Genomic DNA, 26,780 nt, shown 5'->3' with positions numbered 1-26,780 from the left:
TAACCTATATAGGATTGGTCTGTATAGGCAATAGTCGCTCACCGACACACATGAATCCGCCGGACGAACAGGTGCAGGTGTGGCACGAGTGGATTGCGGCGTGCGAGCACCGGCATTCAAGGAGCATGACGATGCAGTTTCCCTGGTTGATCCCCTGGCTGGATCTGCATGGGGTCGGCGCCGGGCCCGTCGACGAGATGCGCTCACTGTCCGGCGGGACCCAGAACCAACTGATCGCGTTCCGGCGGGCGGCCCGGCGGTACGTGCTCCGGATGCCGCCAGAGGTCAAACGTCCCAACAGTGACGAAACGATGCGCCGCGAAGCGCGCGTCCTCAAAGCGCTCGCGACAACGCCGGTCCCCCACCCGCGCCTGGTTGCCGCCGAATCCGATACCGCCCTCATGGGCAGTGCGTTCTACGTGATGGAAGCGGTTGACGGATTCGTCGCACCATCGGGCTGGCCAGACGGCTTCACCGATTCGCCCTTCCCTCTACATCGCATCGGCATGAGCACCGCTGACGCTCTCGCAGATCTGGCCGCGGTCGACTATGCGAGCGTCGGCCTCGGCGACATGGCGAGGCCGGGGAGCTTCCTCGAACGTCAAGTGCCCCGGTGGATGTGGCAGCTCGAATCGTATCGACCCGGTCCGAACTATGAGGGACTACCGATGCGGACGATCGATTCGGTTGCGCAGTGGCTCGAGGGCCATCGGCCGATCTCGGAGTCGAGCGGCATCGTGCACGGCGACTTTCATCTGGGCAACGTCCTGTTGTCTGCCGACACCGGCGCCGTCAGCGCCATCGTCGACTGGGAACTGGCCACCATCGGGGATCCGCTACTCGATCTCGCCCAGTTTCTCGTGTGCTGGCCGACAGCCAACGGAAGGAAGGCATTTGCGGAGATCATGCCCGTACCACACACCACCGCCCTGGCCGCAGAACGTGAGATCATCTTGAAGTACGAGGCGAGGACGGGTAGAGATCTCGACATCCTGCCCTGGTACAAGGTGTTGGCCGCCTTCCGGCTGGCGGTGCTGCTGGAGGGTACGGCGGTGCGAGCCAGCCGCGGAGAGGCGCCCACCGCGCTGGGTGAGCAATTCCATCGGGCATCAACGGGATTGATCGAACAGGCTCGTCTCGAGGCGGTAACATGCTCGATCTAGGCCTGGACGGGCGTACGGTACTGGTGACCGGCGGTTCGAGCGGAATCGGCAACGGTATCGCGCGGGCGTTCCTCGGCCAGGGTGCGAGTGTCCATGTCACGGGTACCCGCCCGAACGCCGGGGACTACGCGGACGAGGACGGGTCCGACCTCGGCGGCATGGCGTACCACCAACTTGATGTCAGCGATGCCGATGCCGTCGCGCAATTCTCACCCGGACCGGCGATCGACGTGCTGGTCAACAGTGTCGGCACGGTCGCTTACCACCGTGCCGAGTACGACCCAGCGGTATTCGCCCGAGTGGTCGAGGTGAACCTCCACGGCGTGATGCGTTGCTGTGTCAGGTTTCACGACGATCTGGCCCGCGCGCACGGAACCGTGGTGAATGTCGGTTCGACATCGTCGTTCATTTCCACCCCCGGACAGCCGGCCTACGGCGCCAGCAAGGGTGCCCTGGTGACGCTGACCAAATCGTTGGCCGATGCCTGGGCCCGCGACGGAATCCGTGTCAACGGCATCGCGCCCGGCTTTGTGGAAACAAAACTGACTCGGCCCAGTCGCGATCGCGATGATGTCTACGCGGCGACACTGGCCAAGATCCCGCTCCGCCGCTGGGGCACCCCAGAGGAAATGGGCGCTGCCGCATTGTTCCTCGCATCGCCTCAATCTTCATACATCACTGGTCAGATGCTGCTGGTCGACGGCGGCACCACCCTTCGCTGAGGAAACCGATATGACTACGACAACATCCATTGACACGCTGCTCCCCCGCTTGCGCGCCTTCATCGACGAACATGTCGTACCCGCCGAAAGCCGCTGGGACAGCGAAGTTCAGAACTCAGGCAACGCCACCCCACCGGTCATCAAGGAACTCGCCGCCAAAGCCCGTGAAGCCGGACTGTGGAACCTGTTCCTGCCCGAACCTGGATTCGGCGCCGGTCTGTCCAACCGGCAGTATGCGCCGCTGGCCGAGGAGATGGGCCGAATCATCTGGTCTGCAGAAGTGTTCAACTGCAGCGCGCCCGATACCGGAAACATGGAGTTGCTCTGGAAATACGGCACTGCGGAGCAGAAGCAACGCTGGCTGACCCCACTACTGGCCGGCGAGATCCGTTCGGCCTACCTCATGACCGAGCCTGGAGTGGCCTCGTCGGACGCCACCAACATCGAGACGACCATCGAACGTGACGGCGATTCGTACGTCATCAACGGCCGCAAGTGGTTCGCGACCGGCGTGTTGAATCCGTCGTGCGCCATCTGGATCGTGATGGGGCGGTCGAGCAACGACGGATCCCGGCACACCCAGCACACTCAGATTCTGGTCGAGCCCACGACACCGGGAGTGACGATCGTGCGCCCCTTGCCGGTACTGGGTGTGCTCGAAGGCTACACCGGTCACGCCGAGGTGGCCTTCGACAACGTGCGGGTACCCGCCGAGAATGTAATTCTCGGCGAGGGAAGAGGTTTCGAGATATCACAGGGCCGACTCGGGCCGGGGCGCATCCACCATTGCATGCGCACCATCGGACTGGCCGAACGCGCGCTTGAGGCGATGTGCGACCGCCTGCTGACACGCACGGCATTCGGTAGGACCCTCGCCGACAACGAACACTGGCAGCAGAAGGTCGCCGAGGCGCGTATCGACATCGACATGGCTCGGTTGCTGACCCTCGACGCCGCTGAAACCATCGACAGCGAAGGAATCAGGGCGGCGCTGGCGAAGGTCGCGATGATCAAGGTCGCGGTCCCGCGGATGGCTCGCCGGGTGATCGACCAAGCCATCCAGGCGTTCGGCGCAGCCGGCCTCACGGATGACTTCCGCTTGCCCGAGCTGTATCGGACCGCCCGCTGGGTGAGTATCGCCGACGGCCCCGACGAGGTGCATGCCCGCACGGTCGCCCGCCTCGAGTTCAAAGCCCGACGTGGCTGAATTCCGTTGACCGAGCCAAAAAAGTGGTCCGACTGACCGGACGGTCAGTCGGACCACGGAGTCCAGAGTTCGGACTGCGGTCAGATCGGCCGCATCTTCAGCGCCGGCGAGTTGTGTGGCGCGTACTCCGGGCCCATCGGCGTGGTCAGCGTTGGCATCGCTTCTCCGAAGGGATGCCGCAGTTTCCCCGCCAGCCATCGTTCGAATCGAAGCTCCTTGCCCGCCACGCCGCAGCGACGTTGTGCCTCGCGTAAGCGTGGCGGTGTCACCAGTCCGGCAGGCAACCGGTAATGCATCGCCCGGAGGAGCCTGATCACCGCTGCGGTGTATCGCGGGCGGCGCTTCGCCCATTTCGTGAACGGCTCGTACTTGCGCCGGGTCACGTCCGGCAGCATGTTGAGCTCGAAAGCCATCATCCAGTCTTCGAATTTCCGCATCAGAAACGGCCTGTCGGAATGCTCGCCGTTCATCTGCGGGAAAGGCAGCTGGCGCTGGACGTCAACGGTGATCTCGAACTCGTCGGATTCGAGCCGGTCCTGCCACCACGCCTCCCATGCGACCCAATCGGCCGGCATGTCGTCCCGCTCGATACCGAACAGCATCGCGAAGGTCTTGGCCTCCTCGTAGTACTCTTCGCACTGCTCAGGCGTGAGCGGTTCGTACATCGCCTCGTAGAATTCTTTGAGCGGGAAGATCATGGTCGCCACGGTCTTGATCATCAGCTGCTTCTCGACGGCCCGGAACGCCTGCCCCTGCTTCATGTGACCACACTTATACGGCGCCATGCCGCCGACCTGGCTGTGGTACCCGTTGATCCTGCTCGCCATTTTCAGTGCCGCATCGAGATCCCCGCAATACCACGACATGAAGGCGTCATAATTGCGCGCCATCCGTCCCGAGTAATCCTTCACGACGACGGAACCCATGGTGCCCATCATGATCTCGGCAATCGGAATCTCGCGCAGACCACCCTGATACAGCATCTGCACGATGGCCGGCATCGGCGAGATCATCTTCCACGTCCACGAATCCGGACCGAACAGACCGTGCCTGGGGTCCGACACCATCTCGCGCAGCTGCCGGTGCGTACCGGTCCAGACCTCCTTGGTGATCAATTCGTCCCGAATGGGCAGTTTTGGCTTGAATGCGCTCGCGTCCGATGTCGCTGTCCGCTCCAGATTTGCCGTCACAATCTCCGCCTTTTGTGTCGTGGACCACATCTGATACTTGAACGTATCAGATCAAATAATGCGGATCAATGACTTCCGAAAGATCAGCCGACGATCGTTTTGACATCCAGATAGGGCTCCAAAGCCCGCGGACCCGTCTCCCGCCCCAGGCCACTGCTCTTGACACCGCCGAAGGGCGCCTCGACCGGCACACCAACGGCATTCACCCCGATCGTGCCCGTCTCGATCCGGCGCGCAATCGCACCGGCAAGGTCGTGATCACGGGAGAACACGCCGCCGCTGAGCCCATATTCGGAGTCGTTGGCGATGGCGACGGCCTCGTCGAGATCCCGGTACGGGATCACGACGAGAACCGGGCCGAAGATCTCCTCGCGCGCGATCCGCATATCGTTGGTGACGTCCCTGAAGACCGTGGGGGCGATGTAATAGCCCGTTGAGAATCCGTCCATGCGTCCGCCACCGGTGGCGACTTTGGCACCCTCTGCGACACCCAGTTGCAGGTAGGACTCGACCCGGTCACGCTGGCGCTCGGAAACCAATGGCCCGAAGACGTTGGCCCGGTCCATGGGATCGCCGACAGGGATGGCGTTCATGGCCGAGCTCACCACCTCCACCACCTCGTCGTAGCGCGAAGCAGGGGCCAAGATGCGGGTCAGCGACGTGCACACCTGCCCGGTGTTGGGCGAGCAAGCCGCCGCGACGAAAGGTACGAACGCCTCGAGGTCGACGTCATCGAGCAGGATCGCCGCGGACTTGCCGCCGAGTTCGAGAGTGACCGGCTTCAACGCCCGCCCGCACACCTCGGCGATCGTTCGCCCCGCGACCGTTGACCCGGTGAACGAAACCTTTCGCACGAGCGGGTGTTCGACCAGAGCGGCTCCGGTTCCGCGCCCGCCGCTCACCACGTTGAACACGCCGTCGGGCACACCGGCTTTGGTGGCGAGCTCGGCAACGAGGAAGGCATCCAGCGTGGTTTCCGGCGACGGCTTGAGCACCACTGCGCAGCCCGCGGCCAGCGCCGGACCGACCTTCCAGGAGAGCATCACCTGCGGCGAGTTCCACGGGGTGATGGCAGCCACGACGCCCCGGGGCGTGCGCTGCAGCACGACACCGCCCGCCGGCGTCGCCAGCGACTCCTCCTCAGCCAGGTTCTCCGCCAACGTCGCGAAGTATCGGTAGTAGCCGGGGACGCCGCGGGTGATGAACCGGGAGAGCCGAATCGGTGTCCCGTTCTGTCGCGTCACCAACTCGGCGATCTCATCGAGGTGCGCCTCGAACTCATCAGCGAAGCGACGAAGTATCGCAGCGCGCTCGACGGCGGGGACGGCAGCCCACGAGAGGCCGCCGGCAGCCGCCGCGCGCACCGCCGTGTCGACATCGTCGGCGTCGCCGTCGACGACCGATCCGATCACCTGCTCGGTGGCCGGGTTGACCACGTCGAGCACCTCACTGCCATGTGCGGGCGTGCGCTGCCCATTGACGTAATGGGTACCGAAATGCCCAGTCATGTCCAGTCCTCCTCGAAGCCGTTGCCGCTGCTCCCGCCGTGAATTCTCCCGGCAGGTTCCGACAAAGATATACAGGATTGACCCAAATGACGGAAGTTGGCTATGGTCGGCCGAGAAATCGACCGGACCCGAGAGGCGGCCGCGGCATGACGACAGTTCGGGGCTGGCGGGCAGCCCGATTCGGCGCTCCCCATGACGTCCTGCGAATCGAAACCATCACGGCCCCAGCGCCTCCCGACGATGGGATACTTATACGGGTGCGTGCAACCGGCGTCGGGTTGCCGGATCTTCTCATGACGGAGGGCGGCTACCCGCTGGTCACCGCACCGCCGATCTCGCCCGGCCAGGAAGTCGTCGGCGAGGTGGTGGCCGCCGGGATCCATTCGGCCTTCCGTGCCGGGGACCGGGTGCTGGCCCTGACGCAATATGCCGAGGGCTGGGGTGGGTTCTCCGACTACTGCCTCGCCTACGACTATCGGGTGTGCCACGCGCCCGATGTCCTGGGCGACGAGGACGCCGCCGGCTTCTTCATCCCGTTTCGCACGGCCTACGGCGCCCTGGTCCACCGCGGCAATGTGCAACCGGGTGAGAAGCTCCTGGTCCTGGGCGGGTCGGGCAGCAGTGGCGCCGCCGCCATCCAGGTCGGCAGAGCTCTCGGTGCGCACGTCATCGCCGTCGCGAGTGGCCGCACCGGCACCGACTTCTGCCGTGCGCTCGGTGCCGACGACGTCATCGACCGCAGCCGGACCTCCGTCGATGCAGGCGTACGGGAATTGCTCGACGGCGGCTCTGTCGACGCCGTATTCGACCCGGTCGGTGGTGCCGCGAGCGACGCCGCCACGGCAGTCCTCGTTCCACATGGTCGCCTGATGGTGGTCGGTTATGCCAGCGGGACCTGGCATCAGCCGAACGGGGAGCGTACCGCCTTGTCCAACCACACCATCGTCGGCGTTTTCGCGGGCGCGATGGGACCCGAGCGCGATCGCGCCACTTTCGCCGCCCTCTCGCGGATGGCCGCCGACGGCAGCGTGCGCACACCGATCAGCCGGATCTGGTCATTCGATCAGGTGCCGTCGGCCATCACAGCACTCCGGGGCAATCCCCTGCCCGGAAAGATGATCGTCCGCGGCGCGGACTGAATGGTCGCGAGCGATCAGATCACGCCGTCGCGGCGCAGCTCTACCAGATCGGCGGTCTCCAGGCCAAGCCGCTCATGCAGTACCTCGTCGGTGTGCTGCCCCAGCCGAGGTGCGCATGTGGGCGGCTGCGGGATCGCCTCACCGACGCGGATCGGCGAACCGAAAACCCACTGTTGCTTACCATCTGCTGTCTGCAGCGGCTCCAATATCCCGCGGGCCCGGATGTGCGGGTCATCGAAGAGGCTGCGCAATGTCCGCACCGGCGCACACGGCACGCCGGCCTCCTCCAGCAGTTCGACCGCCTTGTCTGTCGAATGCGTCGACGACCAGGACGACATGTAGGCGTCCACTTCGTCGATACGTTCGATCCGGGCCTCGTTGGTCCGGAAATTCGGATCCTCGTACAGACCGGGGACGGACATCAGGCCGCACAGAGCAGCCCAGTGGCGATCGCTGATCCCCAGCACAGCCACCCAGCCGTCGGTGGTGGGATAGACGTTGTACGGCGCGACACCCAGCCCGCCATGCCGGTTCCCGGTGCGCTCCGGTGCCGTGCCCGCACTGTCCAGGAACCCGGCGAGATTGGACGTCAGACTCGGCAGCACCGCGTCCTGCATCGAGACCTCGACGCGATCGCCACGGCCGGTCTGTCCCCGTTGCACCAAGGCGGCCAGCACACCCGTGGCGAGGTGGACGCCGCCCATGAAGTCGGCGACCGCGATACCCGCCTTCACCGGAGGCCGATCGGCGAAGCCGGTCACTGCCATCACGGCGGTCATCGCCTGGATGGTCAGGTCCATCGCCTTGAGATGGGCGTTGGGTCCCAAGCTTCCGTAGCCGCTGCCAGAGGCGTACACCAGTCGGGGGTTGATCGCGCTCAGCACGTCGTAGCCGAGCCCGAGTCGGTCCATCACTCCGGGTGCGTAATTCTCGACCAGCACGTCGGCCTCGTCGACCAAGCGCTTGAGAACATCACGACCGGCCGCGGTCTTCAGATCGAGGCTCACACCACGTTTTCCGGCATTGAGCAAAGCGAACGCCGCGGTCGGCTCATCGGTGCGGCGCAGCCGCACCGCTTCCCCACCGGGCGGTTCGATCTTGATCACGTCGGCCCCGAGACGCGACAGGAGCATCGAGCAGTACGGTCCCAGATAGATCTGTCCCAGGTCCAGAACAGTGATTCCTGCGAGTGCCTTCATCGCTACCCCTACGACATCGCCGTCAGGAAGAACTCGTACGGCCGGCCCAGCAGCTCGCGGCCGATGATCATCTTCTGAACCTCGTTGGGGCCTTCCCCGACACGGCGAATCCGGAGTTCGCGATACCAGCGTTCGAGCGGCATCTCCTTCGCCATACCCATGCCGCCGTGGATCTGCATCGACCGGTCCACCACGCGGGCCGCGGCCTCGGTCGCGGCAATCTTCGCCATCGCCGCATGCGTTCGAAACGGTAGTCCATGGTCGGCGCGGGCGGCAGCCTCGAGCACGAGCAGCGTGGCGGTGCGGATATCGGTCTCGTTGTCCACCAACATCCACTCGATACCCTGATGTTCGGCCAGCGTCTTACCGAAAACGGACCGCATCTTCGAGTACTCGATGGCGAGCTCCTGGGCACGCACTGCGACGCCGATACATCCAGCGCTGTAAGGGATTCGGTTGGCAGTGAGCTTCTTGTTCGCCAGGGCGAAACCGCGGCCGACCTGTCCCAGAACATTCGCATCGGGCACCCGGACGTCGTCGAACTGCAACTCCGTGGCTTCGTGTCCGGTACGGATCGTCGGAATCACCCGACGTACCTCGAAGCCAGGGGTGTCGGTGTCGACGATGAAGCAGGTGATCCCGTCCGGGACGTCGCCCTCTGCTGCGGTACGCGCGAACACCATCGCGTAATCGGCGTCAGCTCCCAGGCTGATCCACATCTTGGAGCCGTTGATGATCCAGTCGTCACCGTCGCGGCGGGCCCAGGTCTTGATCGCCCGCCGAGGATCGCTGCCACCGGAGGGCTCGGTCAGGGCAAAGCAACCCATTCTCTCACCACGTAGTGTCGGCCACAGGTAGCGATCCTTCTGGTCCTCAGTGCCATCGGTCAACGCTGCCAACGGCATTGGCCCGAAAGCCTCATAGCACGGGGTGTACAGACCCGCGCGGTGCTGCGAGGTCTCGATGGCGATCAGGCTGCGCGTCACGTAGTCGAGTCCGGGGCCGCCGTGCGCCTCGTCCATCTCCAGGTTGTAGAGACCCATCTGCCGCACCCTGTCCCGCAGCCGATCCCGGATGGCCGGATCTATCCTGCTGGCGTCCGGGTCGAGCTCGTGCTCGAGCGGCACCACTTCGGTGCGGACGAACTTGCGGACCATCTGAACAAGTTCATGTTGTACATCGGTGAGAACGAGCGACATCGCTGGGCTTCTTTCTAAGGACGGGCGGCGGCCAATGCACGCCGCAAGTCGTGGTAGCGAGTGAGATACTGGGCGTTGACCTCGACACGGAACAACAGCGGCGTCGTGGCCGCAGCCAGTCGTTCGCGCAGTTCGCCGCGGAGTCCGAAGGTGGCGCGTCCACCGGCATATCCGGCGTCCACCATCCGGCCGGTCTCATCCGCGAGCTCGTAGACGCCGACCGACACCGGGCATTGTCGGACCGCTTCATCCGTCAACGGCACCCACGCGTGGCGAATCGAACCGGATGTCATGCCGGCACCCCCGCGGTGTCAGCGCACCGAAGCCGGGCCGCCTCGGCCCGCCGCGCCGCGTCGGCCCGCTCAAGGACATCCACCGGCACCGTGACAGTGCGGGACCGGAGGAATTCGCCCAGCCCCTTCGCCTGCGGGTCCACTCGCGTGCTCGATGCGACTCCGTCGCCCAGCAGTCCGCGGATGACGAAGTTGAGGGCACGGAGGTTCGAAAACGAGTAGCGGTCGACGACCAAGCCGTCCGCCTCTGGTAGCAGCTCACGCAGCCGCTCGACGGTGAGGTGGTGCTGCAGCCAAGCGTAGCCGAGATCCGAGTCGGCGAACAGGCCGATATTGGCGTTTCCCCCCTTGTCGCCGGAGCGTGCTCCGACAATCCGGCCCAGGTGGACCCGCTCGGTTGGGCCATCGAATTCCACTGCAGTGGAGTAGGTTTCGCACCCAGACACCGGCGATCCCGCTTCGGGTAGGGCAGCAGTCGGCGGATCCGCGATGGTCCTGGTGATACCGTCGGACAAGGTGACTGTGTGGGTGACCCGGTCGCGCGGGATGAGGGTAGGCCAGTAGACGCCGTAGGCGCTGGATGAGCGGCTGCTGTCGAGATCAGCGGCGAAGCCGGCGTAGCTCGCCAAAGCAAGACTCGCGAGCACATCGAAAACCCTGCGGCCCAACTTGTCCGGATCCTGATGTTTGAGGGTGACGAGCAACCGGGACACCGCCTGCGCGTTGTGGGTGGCATCCGGATCACCCGGTAGCAATGTGGTCGTCACCTCGTCGAACTGATCGCTGCCGCCGAGTTCGTGGAACAGGCCGTCGATGAGCATCTGCGACTTGATCTCGGGTTCGTCGCCGGTGAGCAGAAGGGTCAGTGTCTGCTTGTGACCGCCCAGGTAGTTGACACACACCTTGAGTTCCGGCGGCGGTGGCGTGCCGCGAGCGCCTGTGACGGCAACCCGGTCCGCACCGACCTGTTCGACGTGCAGGGCGCCGAAGTCGGTGGTGACGTCGGGATTGAGGTACTGCGGAGAGGCGATCTCGTAGAGCAACTGTGACGTCACGGTACCGACTGTCACGGCCCCACCGGTGCCATCGTGCTTGGTGATGATGGACGAACCGTCGGGATACATCTCCGCGATCGGGAAACCGATGTGGCGCATGTCCGGAATCTCGCCGGAGAATGAGTAGTTGCCGCCGGTTGCCTGGCCGCTGCACTCGATGATGTGGCCCGCCGCGACGGCACCGGCGAGCCGGTCCCAGTCGTCCCGCGCCCAGTCGAACGCCCATGCGGACGGGCCCACGACAAGTGCGGCATCGGTCACTCGCGGGCAGATCACCACGTCTGCGCCCGCGCTGAGCGCTTCGGCGATTCCCCAGCCACCGAGATAGGCGTTGGCGGTGATGATTTCGCGGTCGAGATCGCGCAACGAACGACCGGTGTCGAGATGTGTGAACGGCAGGTCACGGTCGGACATCTGAGCCAGGACATCGTCTCCGCCGACGAAGGCCACCGAGGGCGCCAGGCCCAACCGCTCTGCGAGTTCTCCCAACCGCTCGGCCAGGCCGGCAGGGTTCAACCCGCCGGCGTTGACGACCACCTTGATACCGCGATCCAGACAGGTCCCCAGCACGCCTTCCATCTGTTTGAGGAAAGTGGCCGCATATCCCCCGTCGGTACCGCGACGACGGGTCTTCCACAGGATCATCATCGTCAGCTCGGCGAGGTAATCGCCCGTGAGCACGTCGATCGGACCACCCTCGACCATCTCACGTGCCGCCGAGAGCCGATCGCCGAAGAATCCGGAACAGTTCGCGATCCGCAACATTTCCCGGTCGGTCATTTCACATCTCCTGCGGTCCGGCGTGGCAGACGAATGCGGGCGCTGCCCGGCGCGCATATCGCCCCGTCGCTGCCACGTACCTCCTCCATCTCCAACAGGATCACGCCGGTGGAATCGTCGCCCGGTTCGAGGGCTGTGACCCGGCCGCGACATGTCAGGGTGTCCCCGGGTACGGCATATCGCCGTACCGAGTGATCGATCATCTCGACGACGCCCGCCGGGCCGGCGATCTCGGTGCAGAACCGGGTCAGGAACGCGCCGTGCAGATGCGATTGGACCAGGACATCGGGATATCCCTCGAACTCTGCGTAGGACCTGTCGTAGTGGATCCGGTGGCTGTTCCAAGTCGCCGCGCTGTAACGGAACAGCTGGACCTGACTGGTCGCCTCCTCGGTTTCGGGGAGAGAGTCACCAACGGCGAGGTCCTCGAAGTAGAACTGCGTGGTCATGCGGCGTCTCCGTTCCGCACCAGAACGCTACGCTCGCAAGACATCAGCAGCACTCCCGCGTCAGTGTGGTAGTCGTTACGGTACTTGATGATTGCCATCGGACCGCTGCGCGTTTCGCGCAGGTCCACACCAGTCATCGACGCGGTGAAGATCACCCTGCTCCCGGCGACGAGTGGCTCGTGGAACTCCATTCGCTCGCCGCCGCCCATCAGCCGGTACCCGGTCGCGGGTATGCCGACGGTCTTCTCGTCGAACGGTGTGCCATCGGGTCGCAGCCGATCCACCGGCGCACCTTCGGTCCAGTCGACTATGGAGGGCAGCATGTTGAGCGGCGCGACGATATCGCGATACCCGCGCTTCTGTGCAGCTTCACGGTCGTAGTGCACCGGATCGGTCAGACCGACCGCCCGGGCATACCGCGAAATCATCAGCTCCCCGACAACACCGAGATCGACCTCGATCGGCTGACCGGCGTGCGAGCGGATCTCGCGCACCAGTTCCTCGTCGACCACACCGGGCGCCGAGCGGATCTGCGAGGCCACAGCGTCTCGTGCCATTCGAGTTCCTTCCTCCCCGGCGAACCCCGAGTCGCGGGTCATGGTGTGATTCGAGGTTCGCTCATCTGTACTTGAGTTCGCAGACTCGAATGAGAGAGTCGGCGCACGGATCGCGTCAAAGGTGTTGACGCACAGTCCGCTGCGGTTCTACATTACCTAATAGGGTAATCATATATATGAATCCTCATCAACCGAGAGGAAGAAACCGTGTCCGCGGAAGATGTCAGTGTCGTACGAACCTTCGTCGAATGCGTGAAGGCAGGAGACGTCGAAGGCGCGCTTGCCGTGCTGGCCGACGATGTGGTCACGGTCGAATCCGGCTCGATGCCGCACGCGGGTACCTACACCGGCAAAGAGGGGCAGCGACGCCTGATCGGCCTGCTGCACAACCTGTTCGGACATCTTGAGCTGTCCGATGAATCGTTCTATGACGTGGGCGAATTCGTGGTCACCCGGATGACCGCCACGTTCCACTCCAAAGACGGCGGCCGCCAGGTCAGCATGCCCGTCGCCGAGTTCTACTGGATCGAGGACGGCAAGATCGCACGCTCGGACGTCTACTACAAGGATCCGGCGCAACTGTTCGATCTCGCCGAGGCCCCGCTGACCTCACCTGGGTGACGGCACCTCCTCCTCGGGCATGCGGTGGGTTCGGGCCAGAGCTCAACAGCGCGAACTCGACATCGTCCGCTGCGGTGCCACCCGCCCGAATTGAGTTCGCGCTCTCTCAATCCGGGAATCGGATGACTCCCCTGATATTACGTCCAGCGTGCATGTCGGCATACCCGTCGTTGATCTCGTCGAGCGCGTACTCTGTCGTGACCAGCTCGTCCAACCTCAGGCGGCCCTCGGCATAGAGATCGAGCAGCCACGGCACGGCCCGCCGCGGCGACGTCATCCCGTAGATCGCACCCTGGATCCGCTTCTGGAACATCGAGATCTCGAACAGATTGATGCCGGGTATGCCACGGGCCCGGGTGTCGCCCTGAGCAGTGACAACGCACGTGCCGGCCTTGCGAATCGCGGCGAAGGCCTGGTTGATCGCCTCACCGTCGAGGAGTCCGACGGTGACAATGCTCGAGTCGGCGCCCTGCCCATTGGTCACGCTCCGGGCGAATCGCGTCGCATCCTGCATGTTGTCGAACGCGCACGTTGCACCCATGGCCAGCGCGGTGTCGCGCTTGAACTTCACGGGATCGACCGCAATGACGTGCGAAGCACCCGCGTGGACCGCACCCAAGACTGCGGACATGCCCACTCCCCCGGTCCCCATGACGACCACGACGTCACCCGGTTGCACATCGGCGGCAACCACCGATGATCCCCACCCCGTGGGAACCGCGCAGGAGGCAATCGCAGCCACCGTGAACGGCACATCTTGGCGGACCTTGATCACCGACGACTCGTGGTAGACCTGCCACTCGGAAAATGTTCCGAGCAGTCCCATCTTGGCGACCCCTTCACCGGAGGGCATGGTCATACGGAAGGTGTCGCCCGGGCGCTTGCCCTCCAGGGTGGTCGCGCCCGAATCGCAGAGATTCTGCAAACCCGTTGCGCACCAACGACAGCGCCCACAGCTGGGAAGGAACGACGTGACGATGTGGTCACCCACGCCGACCGCATCGACCCCGGGTCCGACACGCCGAACGATCCCGGCACCTTCATGTCCACCGCACAACGGAAAGTTGGTGACCAGAAGGTCACCCGAGGTGATGTGGTCGTCTGAGTGACACAGGCCGGCAGCCACCATCTGGACCAGCACCTCACCCGGCCCGGGTTCTCCGAGTTCGACGTCGGCGACATGCCACTTGCCGGGTTGTTCAAGCAGCAGTGCTGCGCGGGTTTGCATGATGTCGGGTCCAATCGAGTGCTGAGGCGAACGGAGTCGGGCAGCGTCATCTCGCTGCGGCGCGAGTCGGACATTCGACCTGCATCCTTTGTTGCGTAATAGGTATATCATTGTACTAATTGCGCCGTCCAGTGCACTCGCGGCAAGCACGTACAGGAGTACCCCATGCGCTTGAGCCTCACGGTTCCCAATACCTCAAGGGTCGCCACCCTGGTTCGACCGTGGCAAGACCACGTGGGGGGCAGGGAAATCGGCGCCATTGCCGACCTCGCCGACTCACTCGGGTTCCACCGCCTCACCGTTGGCGAACACTTCGCCATCCCCAGAAGCCACACGGACAACTCCGGCGCCCATTACGTCCACACCACCACCGCGCTTGCTTATCTCGCTGGACACACTGAACGTATTCGAATCTCGCCCAGCGTCTCGATCGTGCCCCTTCAGCACCCGGTCGTCCAGGCCAAGCAGTGGGCCACCCTGGACTGGCTGAGCGGTGGACGCGCCGAGCTCGTCGTCGGGGTCGGATGGCTGAAGGAGGAGTTCGAAGCCCTCGGCGTAGACTTCCGCCGCCGCGGACGGATGGTCGATGAGTACATCGAAGCGATGCTGACCATCTGGTCAAATGAATTCGCCTCGTACAAAGGTCAATTCGTGGAATTTGCCGATATCGCCGCGGAACCGAAACCCTTACAGACCGGCGGGCTGCCACTGGTGTTCGGCGGGGATGCCGCAGCCACGCTTCGTCGCGTGTCCCGGTTCGGCACTGGTTGGTCACCGTTCCAAACACCACCGGAGAAGATTCGCGAAGGAATCGACCGGATCAAGACTCATCCGTCCTACCGCGGCCAACGCATCGACGTAATCTACAACCTCTCCTTCCTGCGACTCGGCGACGCACACACGACCAAGGACGACCAGCACGACTTCGACACGTGGAACGTCCAATTCATGGTCGATCAGATCGCCGCCATCGGCGAGATGGGCGTGAACGAGGTGACGCTGCCGGTACCGAAAGTGGCCGACTACGAGCAATACCTGGACCGGCTGCGCTGGCTCGCCGAGCAGGTCATGCCTTTGTTGACATGACCTGGCATGCCACCTAGATTTTCTAATAGTTCAATCCTATAGATGTAGCAAGGTCCGCTACCGAGAGTCCAGCTGCGAGGGAGACGAGTGCGTGGAGGACACCCGCGCTGAGCGCCATCGGATCGCCGTGCCCCCACCTGAGGGTGCGCACCAGCAGTCGCCGTACGACCGCGCCATCGCGATGATCGCCGGCACAGTCACCACCCCCAATCCGACGGTCGCCGACATCCGGGCCGGTTACGAACGCATGCTCGCCGAGTTGCCGATCCCGGACGGGTTGAGCATCGTCGAGGATTCTGTGGGCGGAGTCCGGTGCTTACGAGTTCGGGCAACAGATACCCCCGTGGGTTCGATGCTGATGCTGCACGGGGGTGGCTACGTCATGGGCTCGGCGCACGGCTACCGCGGGTTCGCCGGAGTGCTTGCGCTGGAGACCGGCCTGGAGATCGTCGTCTGCGACTACCGACTGGCCCCCGAACACCCGTTTCCAGCGGCGCTCGATGACGCCGGCGCCGTCTATCTGGAGCTGATCGAGGAATACGGAGCCCGCAACACCCTGGTACTCGGCGACAGCGCCGGTGGCGGACTGGCAACCGGACTGCTACTGACACTGCGTGACAGCGGTCTGCCTCAGCCCCGCTGCGCCGTGCTGATCTGTCCGGAGCTTGATCTGACCGCGTCATCGGAGTCGATGGAACGCAATCGCCATCGAGATCCGGTGCTGCGTCAGGCGAGCATCCTGCGACACGGCTCGATGTACCTCGCAGGGCGCGACCCGCGCGCCACGGTCTACGCGTCACCCCATTGGGACCCGTGTGACCAGCTGCCTCCGCTGCTGATCCTCACCACCGATTCCGAACTGTTCCACGACGAGGCCATCGCACTTGCTCAGCGCGTCAACGAATCCGCTGGGACAGCAACCCTGTCGAACTACCCCGGCATGTTCCACGTCTGGCCGCTGTTCTGGTCCTTCCTTCCGGAAGGCCGCCAGGCCGTCACCGAGATCGCCGGTTACATCGCCATGCGGCTCGGTACACCCGGGGGACGCGAATCGTGAAGGCCGTGAAGCTTCACCGGACAGATGGCGCCTGGGTCGACGGCCTGACCCTGCCGATGCCACATGTCCCTGGTCCGTATGACGCCGAGGGCTACCGACGACGAGCGCGCGGTGAAGAGCCGTTGGTCCAACGACAGTATGTTCCGGCGAGCCGGATCCGAACCATCACGTTGAGTGCGGGCCCCCTCACCGGATCTGTCGCGGAGCACTTCGGTGGAATCATCTTCATCTCCGCAGGGGTGCTCCGGATCGCCACATCCGACACCGAGGTGGCACTGCAGCCCGGTGACGTCGTCATGGCCGAGCCTGCCGCCGTTGGTGGATACCGAATATCCGCCGATCGACAGACCCGGCTGGTCCAGTTCGACCTCACCGGTCCCGTCGAGCGCCATGGCCCGTGGGTAACCCCCGAATCCGGCGCGGGACCGTCCGCGGATCGCACACCCAACGTCAAACAGATGCGCAAGACACCGGACGACACCTCACTTTTTCACGGATTCGACGACTTCTTCCCCGGTGAGACCGACCGCTGGTCCGCTGCCCGGCCTGTCGTCGGCCTCATGTTCGGGGAGTATCCGGACGGTGCGTTCATCGACTGGCACCCCGAGGTGCTCAATCAGTTGGTGCTGATCCTGACCGGATGTCTGGAGCTTGAGGTCGAAGACCGCCACATCGAGCGGTTCGCCGCCGGGGACGTTGTTCTGGCAGCCGACCGGACCGGCCGGGGACACATCGACCGCTTCCACGGTCGAACGGCGGTGGCGCTGGCCGTCATCGAGGACGACGCACTGTGGCCGGCACCCGCATGACGATGCCGACGAGAGTGAAGATGACCGAGAACTCGACAAACAACGTCACCATCATCACAGGCGCCGCCGGTACGATAGGCACCGCCGTGGCGCATGCCTTGGCAGACTCCCCTGGCATCGGCACCCTGGTCCTGGTCGATCGTGATGGTGACGGCTTGACCCCGCTGGCCGAGACGCTCAGGGCCCGAACGGAAGCCGTCACGATCGCGGTCGACGTAACCTCCGATGTCGACGTGCAGCGATATGTCGAATTCGCCCGAGACAAGGGCCAAATCACCGGATTCGTCAACAATGCCGGTATCGAGGGCTGGATCGGGCCGATCACCGATTATCCGGAATCAGCCCTGGATGCAGTACTTGCAGTCAATATCAAAGGCGTCTTCCTCGGACTCAAACACGTCCTGCGTCACATGACTTCAGGCGGCGCAGTCGTCAACATGGCGAGCACCAGCGGTCTCCGCGGCGTGGCCAACATGTCGGCGTACTCGGCGTCCAAGCACGCCGTCATCGGGCTCACCCGCACTGCTGCACTCGAAGCCGCCGGCGCCGGCATTCGCGTCAATGCAGTCTGCCCCACGGGTGTTCAGGGCCGCATGATCGAGGCCATCCGGTCAGGCCTCCGCACGAACGCACCAGCAGGTGCCAGTCTCAGCCAAAAGCCGATGAACCGCCTCGCGCGCCCCGAAGAGATCGCCGCCACAGTCCGCTTTCTCCTCTCGTCCGACAGCAGCTTCATCACCGGCGAGACCGTCGCGGTCGACGGTGGCCGCAATGCCTGAATCGCTGGAAAACCACCGGCCCGTAAAGGAGCACCAATGACCTACCATCCGGTTGCCGGCGATATCGACTTCGATCCCGAATGGCTACGCGAGAAGTACCGGGACGAGCGCGATCGGCGTATCCGCCCCGAGGGGAAGGCCCAATACACCTCGGCCAAAGGCGATTATGCGCACTTTGCGGACGACCCGTGGACACCGAGGATCGAACGGGAACCGATCTCCGAGCACACCAACGTCATCATCGTGGGCGGTGGCTACGGCGGCCTGCTGATGGGTGCTCGACTGTACGAGTCCGGCGTCACCGATGTCCGCGTGATCGAGGTCGGTGGCGATTTCGGCGGAGTGTGGTATTGGAACCGCTACCCGGGCGCCATGTGCGATATCGAGGCACACACCTACCTTCCGCTCGCCGAGGAACTCGATTGGATACCGCAGCACCGGTATTCGTATGCCCCGGAGTTGCTGGAGCTGAGCCGCACGATCGGCAAGACCTACCAGCTCTACGACCGCGCATGCTTTCACACCTCGGTGGAGGCCGCTCGGTGGGACGCCGACCAGAGCCGCTGGTCGGTCAGCACCGACCGCGGCGACCAGCTGACGGCCGACTACCTGGTGATCGCCTGCGGCCGCATGAGTCAGCCCAAGTTTCCGGTGCTTCCCGGTGTCGACGAATTCACCGGCCACATCTTCCACACCAGCCGGTGGGACTACGACTACACCGGACCCGACCTGACCGCCCTGGCCGACAAGCGGGTCGGCGTCATCGGGACGGGAGCGACCGGGCTGCAGGTGGTTCCGGCGGTGGCCCCGTACGTCAAGGAACTCGTCGTGTTCCAACGGACACCGTCGACCGTCGGGGTTCGCGATCAACGCGAAGTCGGTCCCGACTGGGTGGACCGCTCCGAGCCCGGTTGGCAGCGGCGGCGGCGCGATAACTTCCAGCAGCACATCATGCAGGGCACGCCGGCCGGTCATGTGCCTCTGGCCGACAACGCGGTCGGCGACGGCTGGACCGAGTCATGCGCCATGCTCGCCGAACCGGAGGCCGTCACCATCGAGCGGCTGGGACGCAAACCGACGGCAGCAGAACTCGCGGTCATCTCGGAGATGAACGACTTCCGGTTGATGAACCAGGTCCGCGCCCGCGTCCGGGCCACCGTCACCGATCCGGACACCGCCGCGATCCTCGAGCCGTGGTATCGCTGGTGGTGTAAGCGAGCCGGTTGGCACGACGACTATCTCGAGGCGTTCAACCGAGACAATGTCCGGCTGGTCGACACCGACGGTCGCGGCCTGGAAGCATTCACCCCGACCGGCGTCGTCGCCGGCGGCGCCGAACACCGGATCGACTGCCTCATCATGGCAACCGGGTTCGACGCCCCCGACTCATTCGCGCAACTGACCGGGTTCGAGTTCGAGGGCCGCGACGGGACCACCCTGACGCAACACTGGTCCACCGGTATCCGCACGCTGCACGGGATGGCGACCGACGGTTTCCCCAGCCTGTTCTTCCTGGGCGGCAACGCGCAGACGGCCGCCGCGCTCAACGCAGTGCACATGCTCGACGAGCAAGCCTGCTACATCGCCCGTGCCATAGCCGGCGCTGTGGCACACGACAACGCGGTCATCGAGGCGAGTCCAGAGGCGATCGACGAATGGGTGGCCGGGATCGTCGAATCACCCCTTCTGGAAAAGCAATTGGAATTTCTGCAGGACTGCACGCCGGGCTACTTCAACGCCGAAGGATCGGCGAAGAGCAGTGCGGACCTGTTCACCGGGCTGCGCTATCCGGCCGGGCCGCTGGCCTATTTCGAGATCCTCCGGAATTGGGACTTCGCGGGTCCACAACCCGGGTATCGTCTCACGCCGAGAGATCCCGCCCCGACTGATTCGGGAGAGAGGAACACGTCGTGAAGGTCGGATTATGTTTCGATCTCCGGAACCCCGAGCAGTGGCGGCATGATCCCTCGCGCTTGTATGGGTTCACACTGGAGGCGTGCGAGGAGGCAGAGCGCCTCGGCGCATCGTCGCTGTGGTTCTCCGAACACCACCTCTTCGACGACGATTATCTCTCCAGCCCGCTGACGCTCGCAGCCGCTGCGGCCGCGCGTACCAGTCGGGTCCGGTTGGGCACCTCGATCCTCATCGCACCGCTCCATCATCCGGCGGAAATCGCCGAGCAGGGTGCGGTGGTAGACCTGGTCTCGGGTGGCCGATTGGACCTCGGCTTGGGCACCGGCTACCGGGTACCCGAGTTCGAGCTGTTCGGCACGACGCTTCAGCGGCGATATACGCGCACCGACGACACCGTCCGGCAGTTGCGCCGACTCTGGTCACCTGAAGGAGTTCGGCCCGCCCCGGTGCAAGATCCGGTCCCGATCTGGCTCGGTTACCAGGGACCGAAAGGGGCCCGGCGTGCCGGACTGCTCGGCGAGCGTCTGTTGTCGGTCGATGCCTCGTTGTGGTGCCCGTACCGTGACGGGCTCGTCGAAGCCGGATACTCACCGGATATCGGCATGATGGCAGGCTATTTCAACGCCTGGGTATGCGAAGACCCTGAACGGGACTGGCCCACGGTATCCCGGCACCTCACCCAGCACTTCGATTCCTACCGTCGCCACATGGTCAAGGGCACCGATGCGCCGGAACCGAAGCCTGTCGACTTGGACCGGATACTGAGCTCGACCAAGATGTCAGCGCTGGGATCCTTCAGCTATGGCACACCCGAACTCGTGGCCGACCGCATCCGTTCGACAACCGCGGGCGCCCCCGTTGACACCGTTTATCTATGGGCGTCGATCGGGGGCATGGCCGAAGACCTCGTCATGCGCAACATCGAGACGGTCTGCAAGCGGTTGGCACCACTGCTCGCCGAACCGCCGACACAGACAGGCGGTTAGACGAACATGACCGAGCGCGAGACCACAGCCTCCGACTACGCCGATCGCCTCGCCATCCGCCAGCTGGTCGAGAGGTATGCCCACTGCGCCGACCGCCGCTTGATCGACCAGCACCTGTCACTGTTCACCGCGGATGCCCAGTTCGTCATCCACATGGACGGCGAGGGGTGCGCACCGTCGCAGGTGATCGGCGGTCTGGACAACCTCAAACCCTATTTACAGGTTCTCGACAACTACGAGGTCACCCAACACTTCCTCGGTCAGAGCACCGTCGCGCTCGACGGGGACACCGCGACAGGCGAAACCTATTGCACCGCATACCATGTGCACACCGAGGACGGTGAACGCAAACTCATGACCGTCCACCTGCGCTACCTGGACGAGTTCGCGAGATCCGACGGCGCCTGGCGGTTTGCCAAGCGCACGTTCTATGTCGACTGGATCGAGCCACTGCATCGATCGCCCGATGTGACCCGCCACATCCCCGCCGTCGGCCAGAGCGATATCGATTGAGCCAGGAGAATCTCACCCGTGAGCACGCTCGACGACATCCGCGACCTCATCGCCTACTCGGCATGGCTGTATGACACCAAGCAGGCCGAGGAGCTCGCGTCGCTGTACGCCGAGAACGGCAGTTTCACCACGATTGTGCAGGGCGGCAAGACCTTCGGGCCGACCGTCGGTCGCGATGCCCTGGTCGAACGGTTCACCAAGCGTTTCGCCGCGCGCACCGAGCAGCTTCGGCACATCGTCACCAACACCTGGATCAAGGAGCAGACCGACACCCACATCGTGGCGATCTCGTACCTGACGCTCTGCGTGGTCGGCGAGCACGGGCCGCGGGTACAGGCAACGGGTTTCTACACCGACACCTTCGTCAAGGTCGGCTCCGATTGGCGCTACGAGTCCAAGCTGAGCCAGCTCGACTTCCCCGTGCAGTAGCGCTCAGCGCGCGTCGAACGGGTCCGGCCAGGCGTTGGAGAAGTTCGGCTCGCGTTTCTCCGCGAACGCGCGCGGGCCCTCCAGGAACTCGCCCGACAGCAGCAGCCGGTGCGTGACGGCCTGGTAGTACCGATGCTGCTCTGCCAATTGCAGATCGCGCCAATAGTTCACGATCGCCTTGGTCGCCCACACCGCCGGCCCGGAATTCGCGGCGATCGCCGCGGCCTTCTCCAGTGCCCGGTCGATCAGCTCGCCCGGCTCGACGAGTTGCTGGACCAGGCCCAGCCGGTAGGCGTCCTCGGCGCCGATCCGGCCGCCGGTGAGCATCAGGTCCATCACCGCACCGATCGGTATCAGCCGCGGCAGCACGTTGACGGCCACCCCGGCGACGATGCCCCGCTTCACCTCGAACGTGCCGAACCAGGCGTTGGTCGAGGCGACCCGGATATCGGCGCAGATGGCCAGCTCGAGTCCGCCGGCGATGGCGGCGCCGTTGATCGCCGCGATGACCGGCTTCTCGCTGGCGCCGACACCGGCGAAGTCAGGGGCCTGCGCCATCGGCACGGCGCGGCCCGTCGACGCCTGGTCGGCCATCTCCTTGAGATCGGCACCGGCGCAGAACGCCTTCTCGCCCGTGCCGGTGACGACCGCCACCAGTTGGCTCGGGTCGGCGTTGAATTCGCGCACCATCTCGGTGATCTCGGCGCGGTGCGCCGCGGTCAGCGAGTTCATGCTCTCCGGGCGGTTGATGGTGATCACCGTCGTCGCGCCGTGGCGCTCCGCGACCAGCTCGGCCATCTCAGGACCCCACGCTGATACCGACGAGTTTGGTGTCGACGTATTCGAGCAGACCCTGCTGGGCGCCCTCACGACCGATACCGCTTTCCTTGACCCCGCCGAACGGGGCCGCCGCCGAGGTCGGATTGATGTCGTTGATGCCGACCATGCCGAAGCGCAATCGCTCGGCGGCCCGGAAGGCTCGCCCGATATTCGGGGTGTAGACATAGGACGCCAGACCGTAGTCGGTGTCGTTGGCCATCTCCAGCACCTCGTCGTCGGTGTCGAACAGCACGACGGGTGCGATGGGACCGAAGGTCTCCTCCCGGTAGATGGTCATCTGCGGTGTCACCTGCGAGATCACGGTCGGTGCAAAGAAATAGCCACCGTCGAAACCGTCCCCGCGCAGACGCTCACCGCCGGTCAGCACCGTGGCACCCTTGCTGACGGCGTCGGCGACCTGGCGTTCCATCCGCGCCATCGCATCACCGTCGATGAGCGGACCGATGCTGACACCGTCGGTGACACCGGCGCCGGCGCGCATCCCCTGCAGCCGCTTGACCAACGTCTCCAGGAAGGTGTCGGCGATCGAGCGGTGCACGAAGATCCGGTTCGGCACGATGCACGCCTGCCCGGTGTTGAGCACCTTGATCATGGCCGCGCCCTTGGCGGCGTGCACCGGGTCGGCGTCATCGAAGACGATGAACGGGGCGTGGCCGCCCAGTTCCATCGAGACCCGCTTGAGCTGGTCGGCGGCCCCGCGGGCCAGGTACTTGCCGACCTCGGTCGAGCCGGTGAAGGTCAACTTGGCCACCGCCCGGTTGGTCAGGAACTCCTCGCCGACCGGGGCCGGGTCGGCGGTGGTCACCAGGTTCGCCACCCCGGCGGGCAGCCCGACATCCTCGAAGATCTTGAAGGTTTCGACCGCGCACAGCGGGGTCTGCTCCGCGGGCTTGAGCACGATCGTGCAGCCGGCGGCCAAGGCGGGTGCGACCTTTCGGGTGATCATCGAGATCGGGTAGTTCCACGGTGTCACCGCGCCGACGACGCCGACCGGCTGATGCATCACCATGAAACGCTGATCGGCGCGCGAGGACGGGATGGTCTGCCCGTACAGGCGCTTGCCCTCCTCGGCGAACCAGATCAGGAAGTCGGCGGCGTACTGCACTTCGGTACGCGACGCGCGCAGCGGCTTGCCCTGCTCCAGGGTCATCAGCTGTGCGAGATCCTCGGCCCGGTCCAGCATGAGTTGGTGTGCGTCGTAGAGGTAGCGGGACCGCTGGTAGGCGGTCAATCCGGCCCAGGCGTCGAAAGCCGCAGCGGCACTTGCCACCGCGGCGGCGGCGTCGGCACGGGTGCCGTCGGCGACCGCACCGATCACCGCTCCGGTGGCCGGATCGGTGACCTCGAAAGTCGCATCGGCGCCGCGCCACTCGCCGTTGATGAACAGGGACGCGGTGGTGTCGACGGAAGTCATTGTGCTCCTTGGTGAAAGGGGTCAGCGAAACTGGTGGCGCGGCGGGGACATCAATGCGTCCCAGGTGTCCTGGCGCGGGCCGGCGGCCTGATCGAGCAACTCGACCCGTTTGAGGTAGAGATGTGAATCGTGCTCCCAGGTGAAGCCGATGCCGCCATGGTTGAGGATGTTGTCCGAGGCCGCGGTCCGCGCCCGGGCCACCGCCAGTCGATGTGCCGAGGCGGCATAAAACGCCGCATCCGGGTGACCAGCCTGCACCATCACGGCCGCGGCGTTGACCTGGGCCGCCACCGCGTAGGCACCCACTGCCATATCGGCGCAGCGGTGTTTGACCGCTTGGTAGACGCCGATCGGGCGACCGAACTGCTCACGCGCGACGGCGTACGCGGCCGACATGTCGCGGACGGCCTCGAGAACGCCGAGCAGCTGCGCGGACAGCCAGACCAGCAGCCGGCTGCGCAGCAACGGATCGTCCACCGCGGCGACGACCTCGCCGAGCTCGGCCGTATGCAGGCGTGCTCCGGGATCGACACAGTCCAGCGGCTGCAGCGCTGCGATCCGATACAGCTCGGCCCGATCACCGCTCAGCGACAGCACCAAACCCTCCGGCGTCGCGTCCAGGACTCGGCCCGAACCGATCGCGACGCCGGCACGAACGGTGCCCGCCATCAGGTCACCGGCAAGCTCCCTCTGACCGGCACCGGCGGCGACCACGGCGGCGATCGCCGTCGCCGCGAACGGCCCCGGTGTCAGTGCCCGTCCGAGCTCGCGGGCCAGCATGGACTCTTCGGGCACCCCGAGGCCGACTCCGCCCTCGTCCTCGGGCACCGCCAGGCTGAGCCAGCCCAGTTCGGCGCACTTCGTCCACGCCGCCGGGCCGATAGCCTCTGCGCCGGAATGCATTTCCCGGATCCGGCCGATCGGGAGTTCGGTGGCCAGATAGTGCTGGGCCGCGTCGGCGATCCCGACCTGGTCGTCGTCCGGGTAGAGGTTCATCGCGGCAGTCCCAGCACTCGTTCTCCGATGATGTTCTTCTGGATATCGGTCGTGCCGCCGGCGATCGGACCGGAGAACGCGGTCAGCCAGTTCTTGGCCCAGCGTCCGTTCTCCAGCACCGAAGGCCCGAGGATGTCCACCGCGAGCCGGGCGACCTCCATCTTCGTCTCCACCAGGAAGGTTCGGTTCGCCGACACCTCGGGCCCGAGTTGCATGCCGGCAACGGCCGCGGACACCTGAAAATAGGCCATCGACCGGATCGCGGTCACCGCGGCACGGGTCTCGGCGAGCCGCCGGTAGATGTCGCCGTCGGCCAGCAGTCCGCGCTCTCTGGCCTCGTCGATGAGGTCGTCGACGATGGTGATGACCTCCAGCCGGCGATCGAGGAATCCGGGTCCCCGTTCGGCGGCCAGCGTCGCCATCGCCACGCTCCAGCCGTTGTTGAGCCCGCCCACGACATTGGACAGCGGGATGCGCACCTCGTCGTAGAAGACCTCGCAGTTGTGCGGGAAGCCGTCGATCGAGGTGATCGGGCGGATGTCGATACCGGGAGACTTCATGTCCACGATCAGCCAGCTGATGCCCTTGTGTTTCGGGGCTTCCTGGTCGGTGCGCACGAGAAGCTCACCGTAGTCGCAGAATTCGCCGTAGGTCGTCCAGATCTTCTGCCCGGTCACCACGACGTGGTCGCCTTCAACCACGCCGCGGCACCGCAGCGATGCCAGGTCCGACCCCGCATTGGGTTCGGAAAAACCCTGACACCATGGGGATTCGCCGCGCAGGATCCTGGGCAGGTGGAAGCTCTTCTGTTCCTCGCTGCCCTTCAGGATGAGCGTGGGCCCGGCGTGGGCGAAGGCGACGCCGAAGATGCTGTCTGTGGGAGCGCCGGCGCGCACCGCCTCCTCGTACCAGGTGACCTGTTGCACCAGGGACAGTCCACGTCCGCCGTACTCGGGTGCCCAGTCGATACCGGACCAGCCGCCGTCATACATCCGGCGCTGCCAGGCGATATCGAAATCACGCATCGCGGCGCCGGCCGCATGCGGTCGCGGTTCCGACGGCACGTTTTCCTCGAGCCAGGTGCGGGCCTCCTCGCGGAATTCGTCGAGGGCAGGGTCGATTACCAGTTCCATGTTCCTACCTCAGGCCGGGACGAAGGTGAGCAGGGTCCAGTCCGCGGTGACGTCGAGGTAGTCCACCACGACCCGGTCACCGATCCGGACGGTCTCGGGGTCGACATCCGACACGGTGCCGATCATGCGGAATCCCTCGTCCATCGCGATATGGGCGATGACATACGGTGCATCGGCCTGGAAGGCCTTGGTGGGGGCCCGGCGCACCACTGTGTATGTATAGATTTCGCCGGTCCCGGCGACCGGCGTCCATGTCGCGTTCACCGAGTGGCACTGCGCGCAGATCTCCTTGGGTGCATAGCGGTGCTTCCCGCAGTCGTCGCAGACCTGGACGTGTACCTCATGGCGCTTGAGCGACTCCCAGAACGGCATCTGCCAGGCCGGGATGGCCTCGGGCAGCAACTTTGCGTAGTCGGACATGTCTAAATTCATGCCTCTCGGAGGTCGAGGATCGGGACTAGCCTATATAGGATTGTACTTAATGCTAGGGCCGGTCTGGTGGATGCCGAACGCG

At 64.9% G+C, this 26,780-nt stretch carries 27 protein-coding genes; 13 read left to right on the top strand and 14 right to left on the bottom strand.

Going from position 1 to position 26,780, the window contains the following annotated elements; translation table 11 throughout:
- Nucleotides 1–50: 50 nt before the first annotated feature.
- Genes ACLBYA_RS08000 through ACLBYA_RS07990 form a run of 3 tightly spaced genes read left to right on the top strand, consistent with a single transcriptional unit; the run spans nt 51 to nt 3,092 of the window.
- On the top strand, nt 51–1,163 hold the full coding sequence (locus ACLBYA_RS08000; RefSeq protein ID WP_447708847.1) for a phosphotransferase family protein: 1,113 nt from the start codon (nt 51–53) through the stop codon (nt 1,161–1,163).
- Entirely contained in the window at nt 1,151–1,885 is a 735-nt protein-coding gene (locus ACLBYA_RS07995) for an SDR family NAD(P)-dependent oxidoreductase (RefSeq protein ID WP_447708846.1), read from the top strand. Before ACLBYA_RS08000 ends, ACLBYA_RS07995 begins: the two co-directional genes overlap by 13 nt.
- A gap of 10 nt (nt 1,886–1,895) precedes the next feature.
- On the top strand, nt 1,896–3,092 hold the full coding sequence (locus ACLBYA_RS07990) for an acyl-CoA dehydrogenase family protein (RefSeq protein ID WP_447708845.1): 1,197 nt from the start codon (nt 1,896–1,898) through the stop codon (nt 3,090–3,092).
- An 80-nt stretch (nt 3,093–3,172) separates the two neighbouring features.
- Here the strand turns inward: ACLBYA_RS07990 and ACLBYA_RS07985 are convergent, their stop codons facing one another.
- Together ACLBYA_RS07985 and ACLBYA_RS07980 are read right to left on the bottom strand one after the other, a co-directional pair.
- Nucleotides 3,173–4,282, bottom strand: coding sequence for an oxygenase MpaB family protein (locus ACLBYA_RS07985; RefSeq protein WP_447708844.1), 1,110 nt, complete (start codon nt 4,280–4,282; stop codon nt 3,173–3,175).
- Nucleotides 4,283–4,365: 83 nt separating this feature from the next.
- Nucleotides 4,366–5,790: an aldehyde dehydrogenase gene (locus ACLBYA_RS07980; RefSeq protein WP_447708843.1), complete on the bottom strand. Its 1,425-nt coding sequence runs from the start codon at nt 5,788–5,790 to the stop codon at nt 4,366–4,368.
- An 86-nt stretch (nt 5,791–5,876) separates the two neighbouring features.
- Between ACLBYA_RS07980 and ACLBYA_RS07975 the strand changes: the two genes are divergently transcribed.
- A complete protein-coding gene (locus ACLBYA_RS07975) occupies nt 5,877–6,929 on the top strand; it encodes a zinc-binding dehydrogenase (protein ID WP_447708842.1) in 1,053 nt (350 codons plus the stop codon).
- A gap of 14 nt (nt 6,930–6,943) precedes the next feature.
- Here ACLBYA_RS07975 and ACLBYA_RS07970 read toward each other — a convergent pair whose 3' ends face one another.
- From ACLBYA_RS07970 to ACLBYA_RS07945, 6 genes are read right to left on the bottom strand one after another with little or no spacing between them, the layout of a single operon-like run.
- Entirely contained in the window at nt 6,944–8,128 is a 1,185-nt protein-coding gene (locus ACLBYA_RS07970; RefSeq protein ID WP_447708841.1) for a CaiB/BaiF CoA transferase family protein, read from the bottom strand.
- Nucleotides 8,129–8,136: 8 nt separating this feature from the next.
- Nucleotides 8,137–9,327 carry an acyl-CoA dehydrogenase family protein gene (locus ACLBYA_RS07965; protein ID WP_447708840.1) on the bottom strand — a complete coding sequence of 397 codons (1,191 nt, stop codon included), beginning with the start codon at nt 9,325–9,327 and terminating at the stop codon, nt 8,137–8,139.
- A 14-nt stretch (nt 9,328–9,341) separates the two neighbouring features.
- Nucleotides 9,342–9,620 carry a DUF7508 domain-containing protein gene (locus tag ACLBYA_RS07960; RefSeq protein ID WP_447708839.1) on the bottom strand — a complete coding sequence of 93 codons (279 nt, stop codon included), beginning with the start codon at nt 9,618–9,620 and terminating at the stop codon, nt 9,342–9,344.
- The gene (locus ACLBYA_RS07955; protein WP_447708838.1) at nt 9,617–11,455 is read right to left on the bottom strand and encodes an acyclic terpene utilization AtuA family protein; all 1,839 of its coding nucleotides are present in this window, start codon (nt 11,453–11,455) and stop codon (nt 9,617–9,619) included. The genes ACLBYA_RS07960 and ACLBYA_RS07955 overlap by 4 nt, the downstream gene beginning before the upstream one ends.
- Nucleotides 11,452–11,904 carry an acyl dehydratase gene (locus tag ACLBYA_RS07950; protein WP_447708837.1) on the bottom strand — a complete coding sequence of 151 codons (453 nt, stop codon included), beginning with the start codon at nt 11,902–11,904 and terminating at the stop codon, nt 11,452–11,454. The genes ACLBYA_RS07955 and ACLBYA_RS07950 overlap by 4 nt, the downstream gene beginning before the upstream one ends.
- Nucleotides 11,901–12,416, bottom strand: coding sequence for an FAS1-like dehydratase domain-containing protein (locus ACLBYA_RS07945; RefSeq protein ID WP_447708836.1), 516 nt, complete (start codon nt 12,414–12,416; stop codon nt 11,901–11,903). Before ACLBYA_RS07945 ends, ACLBYA_RS07950 begins: the two co-directional genes overlap by 4 nt.
- 252 nt (nt 12,417–12,668) lie before the next feature.
- On the opposite strand from ACLBYA_RS07945, the gene ACLBYA_RS07940 reads away from it, so the two are divergent.
- A complete protein-coding gene (locus ACLBYA_RS07940) occupies nt 12,669–13,082 on the top strand; it encodes a nuclear transport factor 2 family protein (RefSeq protein ID WP_447708835.1) in 414 nt (137 codons plus the stop codon).
- Between the two features lie 106 nt (nt 13,083–13,188).
- On the opposite strand, the gene ACLBYA_RS07935 is transcribed toward ACLBYA_RS07940, so the two are convergent.
- Nucleotides 13,189–14,310 carry an NDMA-dependent alcohol dehydrogenase gene (locus ACLBYA_RS07935; protein ID WP_447709070.1) on the bottom strand — a complete coding sequence of 374 codons (1,122 nt, stop codon included), beginning with the start codon at nt 14,308–14,310 and terminating at the stop codon, nt 13,189–13,191.
- Nucleotides 14,311–14,475: 165 nt separating this feature from the next.
- Between ACLBYA_RS07935 and ACLBYA_RS07930 the strand changes: the two genes are divergently transcribed.
- From ACLBYA_RS07930 to ACLBYA_RS07895, 8 genes are all read left to right on the top strand, one after another.
- Entirely contained in the window at nt 14,476–15,396 is a 921-nt protein-coding gene (locus ACLBYA_RS07930; protein ID WP_447708834.1) for a TIGR03619 family F420-dependent LLM class oxidoreductase, read from the top strand.
- Nucleotides 15,397–15,487: 91 nt separating this feature from the next.
- A complete protein-coding gene (locus tag ACLBYA_RS07925; protein ID WP_447708833.1) occupies nt 15,488–16,453 on the top strand; it encodes an alpha/beta hydrolase fold domain-containing protein in 966 nt (321 codons plus the stop codon).
- Nucleotides 16,454–16,458: 5 nt separating this feature from the next.
- The gene (locus ACLBYA_RS07920) at nt 16,459–17,262 is read left to right on the top strand and encodes a hypothetical protein (protein WP_447708832.1); all 804 of its coding nucleotides are present in this window, start codon (nt 16,459–16,461) and stop codon (nt 17,260–17,262) included.
- Between the two features lie 20 nt (nt 17,263–17,282).
- The gene (locus ACLBYA_RS07915) at nt 17,283–18,041 is read left to right on the top strand and encodes an SDR family NAD(P)-dependent oxidoreductase (RefSeq protein WP_447708831.1); all 759 of its coding nucleotides are present in this window, start codon (nt 17,283–17,285) and stop codon (nt 18,039–18,041) included.
- Nucleotides 18,042–18,077: 36 nt separating this feature from the next.
- The gene (locus ACLBYA_RS07910) at nt 18,078–19,955 is read left to right on the top strand and encodes a flavin-containing monooxygenase (RefSeq protein ID WP_447708830.1); all 1,878 of its coding nucleotides are present in this window, start codon (nt 18,078–18,080) and stop codon (nt 19,953–19,955) included.
- On the top strand, nt 19,952–20,941 hold the full coding sequence (locus ACLBYA_RS07905; protein ID WP_447708829.1) for an LLM class flavin-dependent oxidoreductase: 990 nt from the start codon (nt 19,952–19,954) through the stop codon (nt 20,939–20,941). The genes ACLBYA_RS07910 and ACLBYA_RS07905 overlap by 4 nt, the downstream gene beginning before the upstream one ends.
- Before the next feature lie 6 nt (nt 20,942–20,947).
- The gene (locus ACLBYA_RS07900; RefSeq protein ID WP_447708828.1) at nt 20,948–21,454 is read left to right on the top strand and encodes a nuclear transport factor 2 family protein; all 507 of its coding nucleotides are present in this window, start codon (nt 20,948–20,950) and stop codon (nt 21,452–21,454) included.
- An 18-nt stretch (nt 21,455–21,472) separates the two neighbouring features.
- The gene (locus ACLBYA_RS07895) at nt 21,473–21,883 is read left to right on the top strand and encodes a nuclear transport factor 2 family protein (RefSeq protein WP_447708827.1); all 411 of its coding nucleotides are present in this window, start codon (nt 21,473–21,475) and stop codon (nt 21,881–21,883) included.
- A 3-nt stretch (nt 21,884–21,886) separates the two neighbouring features.
- Here ACLBYA_RS07895 and ACLBYA_RS07890 read toward each other — a convergent pair whose 3' ends face one another.
- The 5 genes from ACLBYA_RS07890 to ACLBYA_RS07870 are packed head-to-tail and all read right to left on the bottom strand — an operon-like array spanning nt 21,887 to nt 26,686.
- The gene (locus ACLBYA_RS07890) at nt 21,887–22,681 is read right to left on the bottom strand and encodes an enoyl-CoA hydratase/isomerase family protein (protein WP_447708826.1); all 795 of its coding nucleotides are present in this window, start codon (nt 22,679–22,681) and stop codon (nt 21,887–21,889) included.
- 1 nt (nt 22,682) lies between these two features.
- Complete coding sequence (locus ACLBYA_RS07885; RefSeq protein ID WP_447708825.1) at nt 22,683–24,137, bottom strand: NAD-dependent succinate-semialdehyde dehydrogenase; 1,455 nt, start codon at nt 24,135–24,137, stop codon at nt 22,683–22,685.
- Between the two features lie 21 nt (nt 24,138–24,158).
- Nucleotides 24,159–25,133: an acyl-CoA dehydrogenase family protein gene (locus tag ACLBYA_RS07880; protein WP_447708824.1), complete on the bottom strand. Its 975-nt coding sequence runs from the start codon at nt 25,131–25,133 to the stop codon at nt 24,159–24,161.
- Nucleotides 25,130–26,266 carry an acyl-CoA dehydrogenase family protein gene (locus ACLBYA_RS07875; RefSeq protein WP_447708823.1) on the bottom strand — a complete coding sequence of 379 codons (1,137 nt, stop codon included), beginning with the start codon at nt 26,264–26,266 and terminating at the stop codon, nt 25,130–25,132. The genes ACLBYA_RS07880 and ACLBYA_RS07875 overlap by 4 nt, the downstream gene beginning before the upstream one ends.
- A gap of 9 nt (nt 26,267–26,275) precedes the next feature.
- Nucleotides 26,276–26,686, bottom strand: a complete 411-nt coding sequence (locus tag ACLBYA_RS07870; protein ID WP_447708822.1) for a Zn-ribbon domain-containing OB-fold protein — start codon at nt 26,684–26,686, stop codon at nt 26,276–26,278.
- Nucleotides 26,687–26,780 lie beyond the last annotated feature (94 nt).

It is taken from the genome of Mycobacterium sp. C31M (genome assembly GCF_053345865.1).
Note: the sequence above shows the minus strand (reverse complement) of the source record. Positions and strands in the feature narration are given on the sequence as shown.